This is a genomic window from Dactylosporangium aurantiacum (genome assembly GCF_000716715.1).
Classification (GTDB): Bacteria; Actinomycetota; Actinomycetes; order Mycobacteriales; family Micromonosporaceae; genus Dactylosporangium; species Dactylosporangium aurantiacum.
In genome coordinates, this window is sequence record NZ_JNYJ01000021.1 from 183618 (window position 1) to 200982 (window position 17365).

General features: G+C 74.0%; 18 protein-coding genes. 2 read left to right on the forward strand and 16 right to left on the reverse strand.

All coding sequences use genetic code 11. The features are described 5' to 3' along the window. Positions 1 to 91 precede the first annotated feature (91 nt). The gene (locus tag OP18_RS23670; RefSeq protein ID WP_033361171.1) at positions 92 to 619 is read left to right on the forward strand and encodes a type 1 glutamine amidotransferase domain-containing protein; all 528 of its coding nucleotides are present in this window, start codon (positions 92 to 94) and stop codon (positions 617 to 619) included. Between the two features lie 62 nt (positions 620 to 681). Here OP18_RS23670 and OP18_RS23675 read toward each other — a convergent pair whose 3' ends face one another. The 12 genes from OP18_RS23675 to uraD all read right to left on the reverse strand — a co-directional run bounded on the left by OP18_RS23675 (position 682) and on the right by uraD (position 12083). Then, positions 682 to 1344: an SDR family NAD(P)-dependent oxidoreductase gene (locus OP18_RS23675; RefSeq protein WP_033361172.1), complete on the reverse strand. Its 663-nt coding sequence runs from the start codon at positions 1342 to 1344 to the stop codon at positions 682 to 684. Between the two features lie 220 nt (positions 1345 to 1564). Continuing rightward, complete coding sequence (locus tag OP18_RS23680; protein WP_033361173.1) at positions 1565 to 2068, reverse strand: flavin reductase family protein; 504 nt, start codon at positions 2066 to 2068, stop codon at positions 1565 to 1567. A 75-nt stretch (positions 2069 to 2143) separates the two neighbouring features. Then, on the reverse strand, positions 2144 to 3091 hold the full coding sequence (alc, locus tag OP18_RS23685) for an allantoicase (protein WP_033361174.1): 948 nt from the start codon (positions 3089 to 3091) through the stop codon (positions 2144 to 2146). Continuing rightward, complete coding sequence (gene allB, locus OP18_RS23690; RefSeq protein ID WP_033361175.1) at positions 3088 to 4386, reverse strand: allantoinase AllB; 1299 nt, start codon at positions 4384 to 4386, stop codon at positions 3088 to 3090. Before allB ends, alc begins: the two co-directional genes overlap by 4 nt. Continuing rightward, entirely contained in the window at positions 4383 to 5546 is a 1164-nt protein-coding gene (locus tag OP18_RS23695; RefSeq protein WP_033361176.1) for a DUF6986 family protein, read from the reverse strand. The genes allB and OP18_RS23695 overlap by 4 nt, the downstream gene beginning before the upstream one ends. Positions 5547 to 5548: 2 nt before the next feature. After that, positions 5549 to 7804: a xanthine dehydrogenase subunit D gene (pucD, locus tag OP18_RS23700; RefSeq protein ID WP_033361177.1), complete on the reverse strand. Its 2256-nt coding sequence runs from the start codon at positions 7802 to 7804 to the stop codon at positions 5549 to 5551. After that, positions 7801 to 9150, reverse strand: a complete 1350-nt coding sequence (locus OP18_RS23705) for an 8-oxoguanine deaminase (protein WP_033361178.1) — start codon at positions 9148 to 9150, stop codon at positions 7801 to 7803. Before OP18_RS23705 ends, pucD begins: the two co-directional genes overlap by 4 nt. After that, positions 9147 to 9605, reverse strand: coding sequence for a (2Fe-2S)-binding protein (locus tag OP18_RS23710; protein ID WP_033361179.1), 459 nt, complete (start codon positions 9603 to 9605; stop codon positions 9147 to 9149). Before OP18_RS23710 ends, OP18_RS23705 begins: the two co-directional genes overlap by 4 nt. Beyond that, positions 9596 to 10447 carry an FAD binding domain-containing protein gene (locus OP18_RS23715; protein WP_033361180.1) on the reverse strand — a complete coding sequence of 284 codons (852 nt, stop codon included), beginning with the start codon at positions 10445 to 10447 and terminating at the stop codon, positions 9596 to 9598. The genes OP18_RS23710 and OP18_RS23715 overlap by 10 nt, the downstream gene beginning before the upstream one ends. Continuing rightward, positions 10435 to 11292, reverse strand: a complete 858-nt coding sequence (pucL, locus tag OP18_RS23720) for a factor-independent urate hydroxylase (RefSeq protein WP_033361181.1) — start codon at positions 11290 to 11292, stop codon at positions 10435 to 10437. Before pucL ends, OP18_RS23715 begins: the two co-directional genes overlap by 13 nt. A 3-nt stretch (positions 11293 to 11295) precedes the next feature. Next, a complete protein-coding gene (locus OP18_RS23725) occupies positions 11296 to 11586 on the reverse strand; it encodes a hydroxyisourate hydrolase (protein WP_033361182.1) in 291 nt (96 codons plus the stop codon). Continuing rightward, positions 11583 to 12083, reverse strand: a complete 501-nt coding sequence (gene uraD / locus OP18_RS23730) for a 2-oxo-4-hydroxy-4-carboxy-5-ureidoimidazoline decarboxylase (RefSeq protein ID WP_033361183.1) — start codon at positions 12081 to 12083, stop codon at positions 11583 to 11585. Before uraD ends, OP18_RS23725 begins: the two co-directional genes overlap by 4 nt. A gap of 185 nt (positions 12084 to 12268) precedes the next feature. On the opposite strand from uraD, the gene OP18_RS23735 reads away from it, so the two are divergent. After that, positions 12269 to 13561 (forward strand): AAA family ATPase, encoded by a 1293-nt coding sequence (locus tag OP18_RS23735; protein WP_033361184.1) that lies wholly within the window; start codon positions 12269 to 12271, stop codon positions 13559 to 13561. Between the two features lie 76 nt (positions 13562 to 13637). On the opposite strand, the gene OP18_RS23740 is transcribed toward OP18_RS23735, so the two are convergent. The 4 genes from OP18_RS23740 to OP18_RS23755 form a co-directional block, all read right to left on the reverse strand. Beyond that, positions 13638 to 14165, reverse strand: coding sequence for a hypothetical protein (locus OP18_RS23740; RefSeq protein ID WP_033361185.1), 528 nt, complete (start codon positions 14163 to 14165; stop codon positions 13638 to 13640). 59 nt (positions 14166 to 14224) lie between these two features. Further along, positions 14225 to 15004, reverse strand: coding sequence for a GCN5 family acetyltransferase (locus OP18_RS23745; protein ID WP_033361186.1), 780 nt, complete (start codon positions 15002 to 15004; stop codon positions 14225 to 14227). A gap of 48 nt (positions 15005 to 15052) precedes the next feature. After that, the gene (locus tag OP18_RS23750) at positions 15053 to 15424 is read right to left on the reverse strand and encodes a hypothetical protein (protein ID WP_033361297.1); all 372 of its coding nucleotides are present in this window, start codon (positions 15422 to 15424) and stop codon (positions 15053 to 15055) included. A gap of 444 nt (positions 15425 to 15868) precedes the next feature. After that, complete coding sequence (locus tag OP18_RS23755; protein WP_033361187.1) at positions 15869 to 17299, reverse strand: MFS transporter; 1431 nt, start codon at positions 17297 to 17299, stop codon at positions 15869 to 15871. Positions 17300 to 17365: the final 66 nt, after the last annotated feature.

The window sequence follows — 17365 nt, forward strand, 5'->3', positions numbered from 1 at the left end:
CCGCAGCGGTGCCGGTGAGCCGTCACACGCTTGGGCGGCCGGTAACCGGGTACTGGACCTGCGAAAGCGACACAGAAGGAGGACTTCAGCGATGAATGTCGCATTTCTGGTTGCCAAGGAAGGCATCGAGCAGGTCGAGCTCACCGAGCCGTGGAAGGCCGTCGAACACGCCGGTCACACGCCGAAGCTGATCTCCCCCGAGCCGGGCCGGGTCCAGGCGTACCACCACCTGGACAAGGGCGACGCGTTCGACGTCGACGTGACCGCGTCGCAGGCCCGTGCCGAGGACTACGCCGCGCTGGTGCTGCCCGGCGGCGTCGCCAACGGTGACCTGCTGCGGTGGCAGCGCCCCGCCGTCGACCTGGTGCGGGCGTTCGTGGCGTCCGGCAAGCCGATCGCGGTCATCTGCCACGGCGGCTGGGTGCTCATCGAGGCCGACGGCGTCAGGGGCCGCCGGGTCACGTCCTGGCCGTCGATGCAGACCGACTTCCGCAACGCCGGGGCCACCTGGGTCGACGAGGAGCTGGTCGTGGACGGTCCGCTGATCAGCAGCCGCAAGCCGGACGACCTGCCGGCCTTCTGCAAGGAGCTGATCGAGACGCTGAGCGACGCCGGCTGACACCACCGATGGCGGGCCGGGTCCGATCGCGGGCCCGGCCCGCCGCCTGCGGGCGGCACGCTTCAGCGCTTGAGCGTGCTCCGGGTCACCAGCCGCAGCACCCTGGCCGCGGCGGACATCCTCCTCGGGAACGACACGACCGGCCGGCGGCTGCGAACCGCTTGCATGAGCACGTCCACCGCCTTGTCGACCCCGACCAGCATCGGCTTCGCGCCGCCCTTGGCCATCTTCGTGTCGACGAACCCGAACCGGACCGCGGTGACGGCGACACCCCGCGGTCGCAGCGCGGCGGACAGCCCGAGCAGGTACGAGGTGAGGCCCGCCTTGGAGGCCGCGTACCCGGGCGCCTCCGCGGAGATGAGGACGTCGGCGAGGCTCGACAGGCCGATGAAGTGCCCGCCGCCGGCCGCGAGCATGCCCGGCACGACGGCCTCGACGGTGCGGGCCGCGCCGATGAGGTTGACCCGCAGCGCCCGGGTCTGCGCCGCGAGGTCGGCCGGGTCGAACAGCTCACCGACACCGGCCGCGTACACGCACAGGTCCACGGGCCCGATCCCGGCGAGCACGTCGGCGAACTCGTCGGCGGTCACGTCCACGACGTGCTGGACGGCCCCCTCGCGCGGGCTGCGGGAGACCCCGACGACGCTCCATCCCTCGGCGACGAGCCGGTGCGTGAGCGCCAGTCCGATGCCGTCGCTGTTGCCGACCACCAGGGCACGCCTCATCCGCCGATCGTAGCGGCACCCACTCCAGGCGTGCCGGGCCGGCGAGCGGAGCGGCGGACCGGAGCGGCGGACCGGAGCGGCGGACCAGAGCGGCAGATCAGGGCCGCGGGCCGGAGCGGCGGGCCACAGCGGCGGGTCAGGGCCGCGGGCCGCCGGCAACTGCCGGACCGGCGCAGACGAACGGCAGGGCGAAAGCGGCCAAACCACCGCGAAGGGAAGGTCAGCGCCCCAACGCCGTATAAGTCCCGTCGTGGTACACCAGCGGCGTCGCCGTGCTGTCGGCGTGGTGCGCCGCATGGACCGGCGACGCCACCACGATCACGTGGTCCCCCGCCTCCACGTGGTTGACGACCTCGCAGATGAGCACCGCGAGCACCCCGTCCAGGATGGGCACGCCGTCCGGGCCGGGGCTCCACGTGCCACCCGCCGCGGCGTGCTCGGCGAACCGGTCGATGCCGCTGGCGGCGAACGTCCGCGCGACCGGTTCCTGCCCCGCGGTCAGGACGTGCACGGCGACCAGACCGGCGCCGCGGACCGCCGGCCAGACGGAGGCGGCCCGGGCCACGCAGAACGACACCAGCGGCGGGTCGAGAGAGACCGAGGTGAACGACGTGGCGGTGAAGCCCGTCGGCGGATCGCCCGGTGCCGTGACGACCACCACAGCCGCGGCGTGCCGTCGCAGGACGCGCCGGAACAGCCCGGAGTCGATCGCGGTCGCCGTCACCCCGTCCTCCTGTCCGCGGCCGGTCAGCTCGGTCAGGTGAACCTTACCCGCGGGTACGCGATGCAACCACCGGCGTCAGACGGTCTCGCCGAACAGGCGCAGGCGGGCCATGCCGCCGTCCGGGTAGACGTCCAGCCGGACGTGGCTGGCCGGGGTGGTGCTGTCGAGCCGGAAGCGGTGCCTGGTGTCCGGCTGCAGGTCCACGCGGGGCAGCAGATCGAACCAGGCCGATTCGGAGGTGGGATCGAGGGTGCCGCGCAGGCGGGCCGCGCCGGGGGCGTTGCCCTTGAAGTGGGTGGTGTCGAGCTCGGCGAGGCGGATCGTGCCGGTGGCGGCGAGGCGGACCAGGACCCAGTCGTTGCCGTCGTCGCGGCGGCGGGCGGTCTCCCAGCCCTCGCCCATGACACGGGCCTGGCCGGGCAGGATGAGGTTGTTGGCGGAGCCGTAGAAGCGGTTGCTGCAGTCCACGACGAGCCCGCCGAGCTCCAGGGCGGCCAGGTCCACGGTCATGCCGTGCAGCAGCGCCGGGTCGGGCTCGACGACGCCGTGCACGCGCAGGCGGGCGACGCCGCCGTCGGGGAAGATGTTGAGCCGCACGTGGGTGACCCGCCGGTGGTCGGTGACCTCGAAGAGGTTGCGGGTGTCGCCGCGCACCGCCGACCTGTCGACCAGGGGGAACCAGCCGGTGAGCGCGGAGGGCGCGGGGTGGCCGGGCACCGCGCAGCCCTCGACGGAGACGTGCGGCGGGTAGTTGCCGGTGAAGTGGGCGGTGTCGACGACGACGCCGTGCACGGCGCCGGGGGCGCCGAGCCGCACGACGGCCCAGTCGTGGCCCGGGGTGCGCCGGCGGCGGGTCTCCCAGCCGTCGTAGACCTTGCCTTTGGGGCCGAACGTCCACGTCTCGAACGTGGAGGGCTCGGGGTTGACGAGGTTGTCGCGGGCGGCGAAGAACTCGTCGTTGGCGTCGACGACGCCGCCGCCGAGGACCCTGGACGCCAGGTCCGGCAGTTCCGTGAACGTCATCGACCGTCCTCCCGCCGCAGGAACGTCCCGTGTGGAGTGTCGCCGACCGGCACGCCCCGCAGCCACGTGCGGTGCACCACCCCGCGCAGCTCGGTGCCGGCGTAGGGGGTGACGGGGTGCCGGTGGTGCAGCGCGGCCGCCTCGACGACGTAGGACTCGTCGGGGGCGAACGCGACGAGGTCCGCGTCGGCGCCCGGCGTGATGCGGCCTTTGCGGCGCAGGCCGACCAGGTCGGCGGGGCCCCGGGCCATCCACCGCACCACGTCGGCGAGGGTGAAGCCGCGGTCCTGGGCGGCGCTCCACACGGCGCTGAGCCCCAGCTGCAGGGAGGCGATCCCGCCCCACGCGGCGGCGAAGTCCCCCGTGTCGCGGCGTTTCAGCTGGGGGGTACTGGGTGAGTGGTCGGACACGACGATCGAGATCGTGCCGTCGGCGAGCCCGGCCCACAACCCGTCCTGGTTGGCCGGGTCACGGATCGGGGGGCAGCACTTGAACTCGGTGGCGCCGTCGGGCACGGCGAGCGCGTCGAGGGTCAGGTAGTGCGGGCAGGTCTCGGCGGTGACCCGCACCCCGTCGGCGGCGGCGCGGCGCAGCAGCGGCAGCGCGTCGGCGGCGGACAGGTGCAGCACGTGGACCCGGGCGTCGGCGGCCGCGGCGACGGCCAGGGCGGTGCCGACGGCGCTGACCTCGGCCTCCGGCGGGCGGGAGGCGAGGAAGTCGGCGTAGGCGCGCGACGGCGTGGCGTCGCGCAGCCGCGCGGGGTCCTCGGCGTGCACGACGAACAGCGCGTCGACCGCGGCGAACGCCGCGGCCAGCCCGGCGCGGTCCAGCGGCGGGAACTCCGGGACGCCGGAGTCGACGAGGAAGCTCTTGAAGCCGAAGACCCCGGCGTCGTGCAGGGCGGGCAGGTCGCCGGCGTTGCCGGGGACGGCGCCGCCCCAGAAGCCGACGTCGACGTAGCACTGGCCGGTCGCGGCGGCCTGCTTCTCCCGCAGCGCGGCGACGGTGGTCGTCGGCGGCAGCGAGTTGAGCGGCATGTCGACGATGGTGGTGACACCGCCGGCGGCGGCGGCCCTGGTCGCGGTGGCGAAGCCCTCCCACTCGGTGCGGCCGGGCTCGTTGACGTGCACGTGGGTGTCGACGAGCCCGGGCAGCAGCACGAGGTCGCCGAGGTCCTCGTCGTAGGGGCCGTCGAAGGCGTCGACGGCGGCGATGCGTCCGTCGTGGACGGTGACGGTCGCCGGGCGGGGGCCGTCGGGGAGGTACACCTGCCGCGAGCGCAGCGTGAACGTCACAGCGTCTCCAGTTCCTCGATCGGCCGCCCCACGGACGGCACCGGCAGCGCTCCGCAGTGGACTCCGCGGAGCAGGAAACGGGCGATGGCGCGGGCGGTGGCGGGCTCGTCGAGGATGCCGCTGTCGCGGCGGGACAGGTAGGCGTCGAGGCGGCGGCGGGCCTCGGGCAGCCCGTCGCGGTAGAAGGTGAAGGTGGCCGCGTACCGGGTCGGCAGCTGCCCGGGGTGCAGGTCCCAGCCCTGGTAGACGCCGCGTTCCAGGCTGCGGCGCACCAGGCGGGCGTGCAGCCGCCAGGCGGCGCGCACGGCGGCGGTGTCGCCGACGGGCAGGACGTTGGTGGAGCCGTCGGCGACGTGGACGCCGGTGCCGGCGGCCGCCACCTGCATGACGGACTTGGCGTGGTCCGCGACCGGGTGGTCGAGGGCCTGGTGGGCGGGGGCGACGCCGAGGGCGGTGCTGTAGTCGTACGTGCCGTAGTGCAGGCCGCTGAGCCGCCCCTGGGCGGCCACGATCATCTGCGGCAGCGGAGAGCGGCCGTCGGCGCCGAGGACCGCCTGCGGGGTCTCGACCTGCAGCTCGAAGCGCAGCGTCCCCTCGGCGAGGCCGTGCGCGTGCTCCAGTTGCCGGCACAGCAGCACGGCCGTGTCGACGTGCGCGACCGTCGTGGGTTTGGGCACGGTGACGACGAATCCGGGCGGCGGCGGGCCCAGCGCGGTCAGGACCAGGTCGAGGGTGCGGGCGGCGCGCAGCACGGTCGCCGGCTCCAGGCCCTTGATCCGCAGCCCGCTGAACGGTGCGGGACAGGAGCGCAGGGCGGCGCCGGCGGCCAGGGCGTGCGCGTCCTCGACCTCGTCGGGGCGCTGGCCGTACCCGTCCTCGAAGTCGACCCGCAGATCCTCCACCGGCTCGTCGGCGAGCTTCGCCCGTACCATGTCCACTGTGGACTGATCGAAGTCCGGCGGGCCGTGCTCGTCCAGCGCGGCCAGCGCGGCCGCGCCCCAGTCGGCGACCGTCGTGGCGCCGAACCGGTCGGCGGGCACGTAGCAGGTGTGCACCGGGCGCCGGGTCACCACCTCGGCGACCTGGCCGGGCAGGGCGAGCCGGTCCAGGTGCTCGGCGCTGGCCAGCAGCTCTTCGAGGTCGAGGTCGGTGAGGCCCATGGTCAGGTCCCCGTCAGGTGCTCGGGCCGCACCGGCACCCGGTTGAGGGCGAGCCCGGTCGCGGCGCGGATCGCGGCGACGATCGCCGGCGTGGACGAGATCGTCGGGGGCTCGCCGACGCCGCGCAGGCCGTAGGGCGCCTCGGGATCGCCGAGCTCCAGCACGTCGATGTGCATCGGCGGCACGTCGAGGATGGTCGGGATGAGGTAGTCGGTGAACGACGGGTTGCGGATGAGCCCGTCGACGACCTGGATCTCCTCCATGACGGCGAGCCCGAGCCCCTGCGCGGTGCCGCCGGCGATCTGGCCGCGGACCGACTGCGGGTGCAGCGCCCGGCCGACGTCCTGGGCGGTGGCGATCTCCACGACGCGCACCAGGCCGAGCTCGACGTCGACGTCGACGGTGGCGCGGTGCGCGGCGAACGCGTACTGCACGTGCGCGTCGCCCTGCCCGGTGCGCGGGTCGAGGGGTTGGGTCGGCCGGTGCCGCCACTCGACGGTCTCCTCGATCGGCTCGTCGCCGAGCACGTCGATGAGGGTGGCCACGACGGTCCCGGCGGCGGTGACGAGCCGCCCGTCGCGCAGGACGACGTCGTCGCGGCCGGCGCGGCGCAGCACGGCCGCGCGGACCGCCTCGCAGGCCGCCTTGACCGCGCCGCCGGTCACGTACGTCTGCCGCGACGCCGAGCTGGAGCCGGCGCTGCCGACGGACGTGTCGGCGGTGGCGACGGTGACCCGCTCGACGCCGAGCTCGGTGCGGGCGATCTGCGCCTGGACGGTGACCAGGCCCTGGCCGACCTCGGCGGCGGCGGTGTGCACGACCACGGCCGGCGCACCGCCGACGACCTCCAGGCGGACCCGGGCGGTGGAGTAGTCGTCGAACCCTTCGGAGAAGCCGACGTTCTTGATGCCGATGCCGTACCCGACGCCGCGGCGCACCCCTTCGCCGTGCGTGGTGTTGGCCACGCCGCCGGGCAGCTCCCGCAGGTCCTCGCCGCGCGGCGGCGGCGGCGCGGCGGCGCGGACCCGGTCGAGCAGGTCCGCGACGGGGGCCGGGCCCCGCACGACCTGCCCGGTCGGCATGGTGTCGCCGGGGGCGAGGGCGTTGCGGATGCGCAGCTCGACCGGGTCGAGCCCGACGGCGGCGGCGAGCCGGTCCATCTGCGACTCGTAGGCGAAGCAGGCCTGGACCGCGCCGAAGCCGCGCATGGCGCCGCACGGCGGGTTGTTCGTGTAGACGGCGTAGCCGTCCATCTCGACGTTGGGCACCTTGTACGGCCCGATGCCGAGCGTGGTCGCGTTCGCCACGACCGCCATCGACGTGGACGCGTACGCGCCGCCGTCGAGCACGATGCGCGCCTTCACGTACACCAGCCGGCCGTCGGCGTCGGCGCCGTGCTCGTACCACATGCGCGCGGGATGCCGGTGGACGTGACCGTGGAAGGACTCCTCGCGGGAGTAGACCATCTTCACGGGCCGCCCGGTGTGCAGGGCCAGCATGCACGCGTGGACCTGCATGCTGACGTCCTCGCGCCCGCCGAACGCGCCGCCGACCCCGGCGAGGCTGAGCCGGACCTTCGACGGCGGCAGGCCGAGGCAGTCGGCGACCTGGCCGAGGTCGCCGTGCAGCCACTGGGTGGCGATGTACAGGTCGACGCCGCCGTCCTCGGCCGGGATCGCGAGCCCGGACTCGGGGCCGAGGAACGCCTGGTCCTGCATGCCGACCTGGTACTCGCCGGTGACGACGACGGCCGCGGCGGCGGACGGGTCGCCCTTGCGGATCGGCACGTGCCGCAGCAGGTTGCCGCGCTCGTGGACCGTGTCGGAGCGCTCGTCCATCGCGGCGACCGGGTCGACGACGGGCGGGAGCACCTCGTACCGCACGACGATCGCCTCCGCGGCCCGGCGGGCGGTCTCGGGGTGGTCGGCGGCGACGATCGCGACCGGCTCGCCCGCGTAGCGGACCTCGCCCATGGCGAGGACCGGCTGGTCGCGGTGTTCGAGGCCGTACAGCTTCGCGCCGGGGACGTCCTCGGCGGTGAGCACGGCGTGCACGCCGGTGGTGGCGACGGCGGCGGTGAGGTCGATGCCGACGATCCGCGCCCGCGGGTGCGGGCTGCGCAGCGTGGCGCCCCACAGCATCCGGTCGGCCCACAGGTCGGAGGAGAACGCGAACTCGCCGGTGACCTTCAGCGTCCCGTCGGGGCGCAGCGGCGAGGTGCCGACGCCGGCACCGGCGCCGACCGTGGTCGTGCTCATCGCCCCTCCCGCAGGGTCCGGGCGGCCTTCGCCAGTGCCGCGGCGACCGCCGTGTCGTCCATCGTGGACAGCGCGCCGTCCTGGACGACGGCGCGGCCGCCGACGAGCAGCAGCCGCAGCGGGGCGGGCGGGCCGAACACCAGCGCCGCCACCGGATCGTCGATGCCGGCGTGGCCGAGCCCGTCGAGGCGCCACAGCGCGAGATCGGCGAGCTTGCCCGGCTCCAGGGAGCCCAGCTCGTCGTCGCGGCCGAGGCAGCGGGCCCCGCCGATGGTGCCCAGCGCCAGGGACTCCCGGGCGGTGAGCGCGGCGGGGCCGCCGCGCAGCCGGGCCAGGTACAGCGCCTGGCGCAGCTCCGCGCCGAGCTGCCCGGCCTCCTGGGACGCGGCGCCGTCGACGCCGAGCCCGACGGGGACGCGGGCGTCGAGCAGGTCGCGGACGGGGGCGATGCCGGCGCCGAGGCGGCCGTTGGAGCTGGGGCAGTGCGCCACACCGGTCCCGGTCGCACCGAGCTTGCCGATCGCGTCGGGATCCAGGTGTACCGCGTGCGCCAGCCACACGTCGGGGCCGAGCCAGCCGAGGGACTCGGCGTACTCGACGGGTGTGCAGCGGTGGACCTCGCGGCAGTACGCCTCCTCCTCGACGGTCTCGGCGAGGTGGGTGTGCAGCCGGACGCCCTCGGCGCGGGCCAGGTCCGCCGCCTCCCGCATCAGCCGTGGCGTGACGGAGAACGGGCTGCAGGGCGCGACCGCGATGCGCACCATCGCGCCCGGCGACGGGTCGTGGAACCGGTCGATGGCGTCCTTCGTCGCGGCGAGTGCCGCGTCGGTGTCCTCGACGACGCTGTCCGGCGGCAGGCCGCCGTCCTTGACCGACAGGTCCATCGACCCGCGGCACGGGTGGAAGCGCAGCCCGACCGCGGCGGCCGCGTCGATCTCCGCGGCGAGGATGTCGCCGCCGTCGCGGGGGAACACGTACTGGTGGTCGGTGCTCGTCGTGCAGCCGGACAGGGCGAGCTGGGCCAGGCCGGCGGTCGCGGCGGCGTGCACGATACCGGCGTCGATGCGGGCCCAGACCGGGTACAGCTCGGTGAGCCAGCCGAACAGGATCTCCTGCTGGGCGTAGCCGCGGGTGGCCCACTGGTACAGGTGGTGGTGGGTGTTGACCAGGCCGGGGGTGGCGAGGCAGCCGGTGCCGTCGACCCGGACCGCGCCGTCGGTCCGGCCCTCGTAGCGGCCGGGTCCGACCGCGACGATCCGGTCGCCCTCGACGACGACGTGCCCGTCGGCGTACTCGGTGCCGTCACCGTCCACCGTGGACACCGCGCAGTGCTCGACGACGATCATGCGCCGGCCGCCAGCTTGACCGCGGCGACGATGTTCTCGTAGCCGGTGCAGCGGCACAGGTTGCCGGCCAGGGCCTCGCGGATGTCGGGGTCGCTGGGGCTCGGGTTGCGGGCCAGCAGGTCGTGGACCGCGACCACGAGCCCGGGGGTGCAGAATCCACACTGGACGGCGCCGGCGGTGAGGAACGCCTGCTGCACCGGGTCCAGCCCGGCGGGGCCCGGCAGGCCCTCGACGGTGCGCACGTCGCGGTGCTCGGCCTGGCCGGCGGCGACGAGGCAGGCGCAGACCGGGATGTCGTCCAGGTACACCGTGCAGGAGCCGCATTCGCCCTGCTCGCAGGCGTTCTTCGCGCCGGGCAGGCCGAGGCGCTCACGCAGGACGTACAGCAGGCTCTCGCCCGGCCACACGTCGTCGGCCTGCCGTGCCTCGCCGTTGACGGTCAGGTTCACGCGCATCGGTGCTCCTCCCAGGCCCAGCGCAGGGTGCGGCCGCCGAGGACGGCCAGGGCGTGCCGGCGGTACGCGGCGCTGCCGCGTACGTCGTCGATCGGGCGGGCGGCGGCGCCGACCAGCTCGCCGAACCGCCGCACCAGCGGGTCCGGCAGCGGGGCGCGGTCGTCCCAGGGCAGCTCGGCGGCGAAGGACTCGGCGTCGGCGGCGCGCAGCGGGGTCGGCCCGGCCGAGCCGATCCCGGTGCCGACGCTGCGCCGGGCCGGGTCCAGGGCCAGCGCGAACGAGCAGACCGCGATGACCATCGCGTTGCGGGTGCCGACCTTCGCGAACTGCTGCGGCCCGGCCGCGGCCGGGACGAGGAACGCGCCGATCAGCTCGTCGGGGGCCAGGACGCTGCGTTTGGGGCCCTGGAAGAAGTCGGTGACGGCGACGGTCCGCACGCCGCGCACCGACTCGACCTCGACCTGCGCGCCGGTCGCCAGCAGCGGCGGGTGGGCGTCGCCGGCGGGCGAGGCGGAGCCGAGGTTGCCGCCGACGGTGCCGCGGTTGCGGATCTGGGGCGAGCCGACGGTCCTGGCCGCCATCGCCAGGCCCGGCAGGCGCCCGCCGAGCTCGTCGATGATCCGCCGGTACGTGACGCCGGCGCCGACGCGCAGCCGGTCGCCGTCGGCGGCCCAGTCCGACAGCGGCGCCACGCGGGTCAGGTCGAGCAGCGCCGGCGGGCGGCGGCGGCCGAAGTTGAGCTCGACCATGACGTCGGTGCCGCCGGCGATGGGCACGGCGTCGGGGTGCTCGGCCTTCGCGGCCAGGGCCTCGTCCCAGGTGGACGGTCTCAGAAACTCCACACGACCTCCTCGGCGACGTCGTCGTCGCGCCGGACGGTGCCTTCGATCAGCCCGTAGGGCCGGTCGGCGGCGTAGTAGACCTCGTTGGGGTTGTCGAGCCCGAACGGCGCCAGGTCCACCAGGAAGTGGTGCCGGTTGGGCAGCGAGAGCTTCACCTCCACGACCCCGGGGCAGGCGGCGAGGACCGCGGCGCCCATGGCGTACAGGGTCTGCTGCAGGGCCAGGCTGTACGTGCCGGCGAACGCGTCCAGCAGCGCGGCGCGGGCGGTGGCGTAGTCGTCCCGGACCGCGCCGTCGTGCCGCCAGGTCGCGTTCACGCTGGTGGCGAGGATCCGGTCACGGGTCTCCGGCAGGGTCGTGTACGCGTCCTTGACGAAACCGTGGAACTCCGAGTCGGTCGTCTTGAGCAGCACCAGGCCGGTGATCCCGGAGACGACCTGGGTCCGCGCCGCGTCGTGGTGGACGGTCGCGGTGCGGACCTCGCCGCCGTCGCGGCGGAACGTGTGCGCGCCGTCGACCGGCTGCCACGGGTACTGCTCCACGGTGACCCGCGCGCCGTGGATGCTCGGCTGCGACCCGACGAAGTGCCGGGCGAGCCGGGTCGCGAATGACTCGATGTCGTCGATGCCGTGCTCCCGGGCGAACGCGTAGACCGTGTTCTTCTGCGTGTCCGTCGGCAGGACCGCCGAGTTGTCGCCGGTCAGGTGGCTGGCGGCCAGGTCGCCGCGCAGCGCGACGCTCACGTTGAGGTCGGTGAGCCCGTCGCCGCCGGGCCCGCGGGTGACGCGCACGATGCGGGTCTCGGCCTTGCCGTACTGGTTGTGCCCGAGCGCGAAGGTCGGCACGTATCAACTCCCCCGGTAGGTCGAGTACCCGAACGGGCTCAGCAGCAGCGGCACGTGGTGGTGCCGGTCGTCGGCGACCACGAAGACGACGGTGACCTCGGGGAAGAAGTCGGAGGCGAACTCCGTCCCGAGCACGAGACGGTGGCGGCCGGCCGGCAAGGTTGTTTCCAGCCGCCACCGTCCGTCGTCGTCGGTGACCCCCTCGTGCGTCCCCGTCGGGGTTTCCAGGCGGACCGGTACGCCGGCGACCGCCAACCCCTTCGACGTGTCCAGGACATGCGTGGAGAAGCTCATGCCGTCAACGCCGCCGCGTCTGACATGAGCCGCTCGAGACGCAGCTCCACGATCTTGCGAAGCTCGCCCCGGACGACCTGGCGCTCGGTCTCCTCGTCGTTGCCGAGCCGGCCACGGGCGTCGGCGAGGATCTCGTCGGCGGACTTGCCGCTGGCGAAGATGAGGAACAGGTGGCCGAAGCGTTCCTCGTAGGCGCGGTTGACCTCGGCGAACTCCGCCTCGGCGCCCTGGACGCCGGACTGCTCCCGGCGTGACCAGGCGGCCTCGGCAGTGTCACCGGCCGGGCGCTCGCCGATGCGCGGGTGCGCGGCGAGGACCGTGGCCAGATCGGGCCACGTCAGGTCGTCGAACGCGGCGACGCCGGCGACCACGACGTCGGCGGATGTGGGATATGGGCGGTGGTCGGCCACCCGGGCGGCCCAGCCGGGCGACGCGCAGCAGGCCAGCAGGGCCTCCTTCGCCGCGGCGGGCGGCAGACCGTTGAACCGGTCGAGCATGGCCCCCCTCTCACTATCCCCGGCACCCTACTCCGGGGATGTTTCATGTCTAGATCTTGTCGCTTATCTTGCTTTTTATCCACGTTTTCTCGTTTGATCACGGCGACCGCGTGGCGCCTGCGTCGCGGGGTTGTCGCGGGGCTTCGTCCGCTGCCGCGTGGGCGGGTGCGTGGCAGACTCGAAGGATGCAGCTACGCCCGGAGATCGAGCTCATCGAGGTGTCGGGTCGCTCGCTGCGCATCATCGACGCGCACCTGATCACCGCCGACGGTCCGGCCCGCCCGATCGGTCACGACCTGCCCGACCGCGGGGTCGAGCTGACGGCCGGGCCTTCCGGGTACACGGCGCGCTGGTCACGCGGCTCGGTCAGCCTGCCGGGCATCGCACGCGCATTCGTCGGCGGCGCCGCGGGCGGGGCACTGTTCCGCCTGCTGGGCCTGCCCGGTGCCGTCCTCGGCGCGGTGATCGCGGTCGGCCTGGCCCGCACCGCCCGGGAGCGGCCCGCGGCCGCCGTGCCCGACCCGACCGTCTCCGTCGTCGAGGACGGGCCTGATCTGGTGCTGCACTCCGCCGACCTGCCCGCGCTCGTCTTCGCGGTGATGGAGCTGACCGGCGCCACCGACCCGGTGACCGTGAGCCCCGCCGCCGCGGCGGCCGAGCTGCCGGACGGCGGTTCGGAGAGCGTCCGGCTCGACGACGTGGGCGGCCTGGAGGACGTGGTAGCGCAGTTCCGCGACGTGGCCGTGTCGTTCCGCCACCCGGAGGTCATGGCCCGCTGGGGCGCCACCCGGCCGCAGGGCATCCTGCTCTACGGCCCGCCCGGCACCGGCAAGACCATGCTGGCCCGCGCCCTCGCCAACGAGATCGGCGGCGAGCTGCGCGAGATCCGCACCCCGGAGATCCTCGACAAGTGGGTCGGCAACTCCGAGAAGAACATCCAGCGGATCTTCGCCGACGCCCGGCGGCTGCGCCATCCGACGGTCCTGCTCTTCGACGAGTTCGACTCGATCATCAGCTACACCGGTGCCGCGTTCGACGCCGCCGGCCAGATGATCAACGCGGTGGCGGGCATCTTCAAGCAGGAGATGAACACCCTCATCGAGCACAACCCCAACGTCATCGTCGTGGCCACCACCAACTTCCCCGACCGCGTCGACGCGTCGCTGATCCGGTCGGGCCGCTTCGACCTGAAGCTGTCGGTGCCGCCGCCCGGCCCGCAGGCCCGCGCCGACATCCTCACCAAGCTGCTGCGGCGCCTCATCTCCCGGCACGAGGTGGGCGGGTTCCGGCTGTTCGCCGACGACGTGGACGTGACCGCCCTGGCGGCCGCGTCGACCGGGATGACCGGCGCGGACTTCAAGGAGGCGCTGCGGCGGGCCCAGCTGGACAAGGCGATGCACGAGGCCCGGCACGGCACGCCGCCGTCACCGATCACGCAGGCCGACCTGCTCGCCGCGATCCGCGCCGTGCGGGTCTGACCGGCGTTTCGCTTCGCCTGTCCGCCGGTTTCACGTCGGGTTCGGTTTCTCCGTCGGGTCGGCTGCTGTGTGCGGCTCAGCCGATCGCGGCGCCGAGGCCGGCCAGCAACGCCGCGCCGGCCACCAGTCCGAACGCGACCCAACCGGCGCGGACCGGGCGGCGGCGGCCGAAGTCACGGGCGGCGAGCGCGAACAGCACGCCCGGCACGCCCCACACGAGCCAGGTGGCGCCGAAGTTGAACCAGCCCTCCCCCGACATGTTGCTGATGCCCTTGTCGATCGGGTCCATCAGCCCGGTGAGGATGAGTGTCTTCACCACGGTCTCGGCGACCGGGTAGAGCAGCTGGACGGCCGCCGCGCCGCACAGGCCGGCGAGGACCGTCCAGTCCGGCAGGCGCCGCCCCCACCGTTGCACGGCCGCGAGGGCGAGCAGGACGGTGAGGCCCCGCAGTACCAGCGCCAACACCACCACCGCGTTGTCCCGCAGCGGCGAGCCGGTCGCCATGTTCCACACCACGGCACCGCCGGCCACCGCGCAGAACGCGGTCACGTACCAGGCCGCCACCAGAGCGGGCCACCGCCGCGCGTCGCTGTCGGGTCCCATGCCCTCGATGCTGCCCGGCCGATCGCCGGCGATCTATCCGGAATCGCCCGGAGCGGTACCTAGGGGTTACGGACGAACGGTGTCGTGGTAGCCAGTTGCTGGAAGCCGAGCCGGCGCAGGATCGGGCGGCTGTCGGCGGACGCGTCGACCTGCAGGTACCGGTACCCGGCCGCGGCGGCGAGGGCGGCGCGGTGCGCGACGAGCGCGCGGAAGACCCCCCGGCCCCGCCATTGCGCGACGGTACCGCCGCCCCACAGGCTCGCGAACTCCGTGCCGCCGTGGAACTCGATCCGCCCGGCACAGATCGGCCGGTCCCCGGCCATGACCACGGCGGCGGCGATCCCGTCGGGCCGCTCGGCGAGCCTGGCGGCGAGGTCCTTGCCGACATGGGAGTGGTCCCCGCCGAACACCTCGTCGTGCACCGCGACGACGAGCGCGACACCCGCCGCGTCGGTGACCGGCTCCAGCCGCGTCCCGGCCGGCAGGTCCACCTCCAGCGGCAGGTCGGCGACCTCGGCGAAGAGCAGGCCCTCGACCGGGTCCGGCTCGAACCCGGCGGCGAGCAGCCGCTCCGGCAGGTCCTCTGGGCGGTCGTACGAGTAGTGCTTCCACTCCCACGGCTGCCCGAGCTGCCCGAACCGCTGGACCTGCGCCGCGATCACCGCGTCCGCGTCCAGCCCGTGCAGGTCGCACCACGCGACGCCGTGCCAGCCGTCATCCGACGAGACGACCCGCACGATGCCGGGCTCCCGCTCCACGACGGTGCCGGAGCCGGCCCCGACCCTGGGCTCCTGCCGGATCTTCCGGTCGAACAGCGCAAGCACCTGCTGGGCGTCCACGACTCAAGACCACACCTTCGTCGATCCACGTGCAACCGGTTTGCGGCATCATCCGGCACAGGTACTGACCAGCTCGATCGCCCCCACGAGATGCGCGTTGAGCGCGTCGACGTCCTCGGCCGGAATCCAGAGCTCCAGGATGTGCCCGCCACCGGCCCGCCGGGTCGGGTACCGCCGCGCGAACGACGTCTCGACCCGGAACCGCGTGACGTATCCGACCCCGGACGCGGGCACGTTCCACTCCTGGGCGATCCGGGTCGCGTACGCCTCGTTGAGCACCGGGTAGAAGATCGGCTGGTCGGGCAGGCGCGCCGGCCAGCGCCGCCATCCGGCCTCCTCGACCAGCCGCAGCTCCCGCGGCCCGACCGGCCGCCAGAGCACGGTCGTGCCGCCGGGTTCCTCGACCCGCCCGGCGAGCAGGTGCTCGGCGAGCCTGACCACGTCGGGATCCCGCACCGCCCCGGCGGCGGCGAGGTCGTCGACCAGCACCGCACAGACGGCGTCACCTTCGAGCCACCGCAGCGCGGCGGTGTCGTCAGGCTCCGAACGTTCGATGAGGCGGGCCAGGGCCGCTCCGTCGAGCCGGTACGAGGCGCTGCCTCCACCGTGCCCGCACACCGCCACCAGGGCCGGCGGCCAACCCGCGTCGGCCCGGACGAACTCGCCGCCGACCGGGCCGATGCCGTATGCCTTCACCACGCCGTGCAGTGTCGCATCGCGGGTCCCGCCGGCCCGCACCCTTTTCACCGCGCACCTGCCGCCGCGCGCCATGCCGCACCTTGCGTGCAGGACACCACGCCGCATCCCGCGTGCGACGCGCCGCGCCCGCGGTCCTGCTGCCGAAGGACCGCGGGCGCGGGCGTGTCAGGCGTGCTTGCCGCGCGGGCGGGCGAGGACCGGCACCAGGCTCAGCGCCAGGCCGACCACCGCGACCGCCGTGACCAGGTTGACACCCGGGTGGAACTGGGTGAAGTCGCCGGTTCCCGTGCCGCCGGTGGCGACCAGGGCGGTGACCACCGCGAGGATGAGCGCCGCGCCGACCTGGCCGGAACTCTGCACCAGACCTGAGGCGAGCCCCTGCTCGTCGTCGGCGACCCCGTCGGTCGCCTGGGCCATGATCGAGCTGAAGCCGAACGCGAAGCCGCCGCCGAGCAGCAGCATCGTGGGCAGGATCGCGACCAGGTAGTGCGGGGCGCTGCCGGCGGTGAGCAGGAACCAGCCGTAGCCGAGGCTCATCGACAGCATCGAGGCGACGATGAGGCGCGCGGTGCCGTGCCGGTCGATGAGCCGGCCGACGAACGGCGACCCGAACGCGACCAGCAGGCCCGCCGGCAGCAGCGCGAGCGCCATCCGCAGCGGCGACCAGTGCAGCACGTCCTGCAGGTACAGCGTCATCATGAACTGGAAGCTGAGGTACGAGCCGAACAGGGCCACCATGCTCAGGTTGGCCCGCACGATCGAGCCGACCCGCAGGATGCCGAGGCGGATCAGCGGGTGCGCGACCCGCCGCTCGACGAGGACGAAACCGGCGAGCAGCGCCACCGCGACGACAGCGGAGCCGAGCGTGACCGGGTCGAGCCAGCCGCGGTCGGGCGCCGACACGACGGTGTACACGGTGAGCAGCATGCCGCCGACCAGGGTCACGGCGCCTGCAAGGTCGTGCCCGCCGCCGGCGGCCGGCTCATCCCTGGGGATGAGGGCGATGCCCGCGACCAGGGCCGCGACCGCCAGGGGCACCGGGATCAGGAACGTCCACCGCCAGCCGACGCTGGTCAGCAGGCCGCCGAGGATCAGCCCCGAGCTGTACCCGCTGGCGCCGAAGACGGAGAAGACCGACAGTGCCCGGTTGCGGGCCGGCCCTTCGTGGAACGTGGTGGTCAGGATCGACAGGGCGGTCGGCGCGGTGAACGCGGCGGCCAGGCCCTTCACGAAGCGGGTGACGATGAGCAGCGTGCCGTCGTCGACGAGGCCGCCGACCAGGGAAGCCGCGGCGAAGACGCCGAGCGCGAGCAGGAAGACGCGGCGGCGGCCGAGCACGTCGGCGGTGCGCCCGCCGAGCAGCAGCAGGCCGCCGTAGCCGAGGACGTACCCGTTGACGATCCACTGCAGCGAGGTGGTCGACAGGCCGAGTTCCGCGCCGATGGACGGCAGCGCCACGCCCACCATCGAAACGTCGAGGCCATCGAGGAACAGCACGGCGCAGAGGACCGCGAGGACTCCCCACAGTCGCGGGGTCATCGTCGCCTGGGTCTCCGGCGCGGTGGTGGTGCTCGGGGCCGAGAGGGTCGTAGTCACGGGACGGACACTAGATGCGCGTGCATCCAATGTCCATGCACTAATTGCCTCCGCATTTAATGCAGG

What these genes read in the sequence shown, in the direction of transcription:
- OP18_RS23670 (WP_033361171.1), top strand. Translation starts at nt 92, where the DNA reads ATGAATGTCGCATTTCTGGTTGCCAAGGAAGGCATCGAGCAGGTCGAG.
- OP18_RS23675 (WP_033361172.1), bottom strand. Translation starts at nt 1,344, where the DNA reads ATGAGGCGTGCCCTGGTGGTCGGCAACAGCGACGGCATCGGACTGGCG.
- alc (WP_033361174.1), bottom strand. Translation starts at nt 3,091, where the DNA reads ATGACGTTCACGGAACTGCCGGACCTGGCGTCCAGGGTCCTCGGCGGC.
- OP18_RS23695 (WP_033361176.1), bottom strand. Translation starts at nt 5,546, where the DNA reads ATGGGCCTCACCGACCTCGACCTCGAAGAGCTGCTGGCCAGCGCCGAG.
- pucD (WP_033361177.1), bottom strand. Translation starts at nt 7,804, where the DNA reads ATGAGCACGACCACGGTCGGCGCCGGTGCCGGCGTCGGCACCTCGCCG.
- OP18_RS23705 (WP_033361178.1), bottom strand. Translation starts at nt 9,150, where the DNA reads ATGATCGTCGTCGAGCACTGCGCGGTGTCCACGGTGGACGGTGACGGC.
- OP18_RS23710 (WP_033361179.1), bottom strand. Translation starts at nt 9,605, where the DNA reads ATGCGCGTGAACCTGACCGTCAACGGCGAGGCACGGCAGGCCGACGAC.
- OP18_RS23725 (WP_033361182.1), bottom strand. Translation starts at nt 11,586, where the DNA reads ATGAGCTTCTCCACGCATGTCCTGGACACGTCGAAGGGGTTGGCGGTC.
- uraD (WP_033361183.1), bottom strand. Translation starts at nt 12,083, where the DNA reads ATGCTCGACCGGTTCAACGGTCTGCCGCCCGCCGCGGCGAAGGAGGCC.
- OP18_RS23735 (WP_033361184.1), top strand. Translation starts at nt 12,269, where the DNA reads ATGCAGCTACGCCCGGAGATCGAGCTCATCGAGGTGTCGGGTCGCTCG.
- OP18_RS23740 (WP_033361185.1), bottom strand. Translation starts at nt 14,165, where the DNA reads ATGGGACCCGACAGCGACGCGCGGCGGTGGCCCGCTCTGGTGGCGGCC.